The sequence below is a fragment of the Streptomyces fildesensis genome (assembly GCF_016107395.1).
Taxonomy (GTDB): Bacteria; Actinomycetota; Actinomycetes; order Streptomycetales; family Streptomycetaceae; genus Actinacidiphila; species Actinacidiphila fildesensis.
Window position 1 is genome coordinate 1 of record NZ_JAAIKO010000139.1, and the last position, 1051, is coordinate 1051.

The 1051-nt window shown below is 68.0% G+C and carries 1 protein-coding gene; it reads right to left on the reverse strand.

Annotated elements, in window-relative coordinates; all coding sequences use genetic code 11:
• On the reverse strand, window positions 1–1051 hold a 1051-nt coding region (locus C6N31_RS42265; RefSeq protein WP_198359624.1), incomplete at both ends, for a glycoside hydrolase family 15 protein.

Sequence of the window (1051 nt, forward strand, 5' to 3'; positions counted from 1 at the left end):
TCGCCCGTGGCGCTGGAGACTTCCTCAGCGAGTAGGCCCACATCGTTGGCTTGGGCCAGAGCTGTTTCGAACACCTGCCGTGCTCCGGAGACATCACCGCTGATCGCCAGGGCGTGGGCGAGCCAGAAAGTGCACAGCAGGAAAGTGCCCTCCTGCGTCGGCATGTCGTCCTTGAGGTAGCGATGTACCAGCCCCCGCGCGTCCGTGAGTTGCGATCGGATTGCTTCGACGGTTGACCGCACACGGGGGTCGTTGCCGGGAAGGAATCCCACCAGGGCCAGCACGAGGGCGGAGGCGTCCAGTTCCTCGCTGCCGAAGGATTGGGAGAACGCTCCCATCTGATCGTTCCAGCCCTCTCCCTCGATCGTGGTGCGGATCTGCTCCCGGATGGCCTTCCAGTCCTGGACGCGATCGGCTGCTTGCAGGGCCGGTGCCATGTCGATGGCACGGTCCAAGGCGACCCAGCACATGAGCTTGGAGTGCAGGAAGTGCCGGCTCGGTCCGCGCACCTCCCAGATGCCCTGATCGGGTTCGCTCCACCGGCGGGCCGCTGCCTCCACCGCCTGTACGAGAAATGTCCGGACCGGCAGGTCGAGCGGCATCTCATGGGGCAGGCACTGGTGGGCGGCGTCGAGGAGTTCGCCGTAGACGTCCAGCTGCCGCTGCCGCCAGGCGTCGTTGCCGGTACGCACCGGGGCGCTGTGGCGCCACCCGGTCAAGTGGGGCAGGGGCCGTTCGCTCAGGTCACGTTCGCCGCCGATGCCGTACATGACCTGTAGGTCCACGCCGCGCTGCAGCTGGGTGGCTGCGGCGCGGGCGAGGAAACCGAAGAAGGCGCCCTTCTCCTTGTCGCAGGATGCGGTGGCCAGGGCTTGGAGGGTGAAGCTGGCGTCGCGTACCCAGGTGTAGCGGTAGTCCCAGTTGCGGTCTCCGCCGATGCTCTCGGGGAGCGAGGTGGTGGCGGCCGCCACGATCGCCCCCGTCGGGGCGAAGGTGAGCGCCTGCAGTACCCGCCCGCTGTGCTCGACCTGCTCCTGCCACGGCCCGCGGT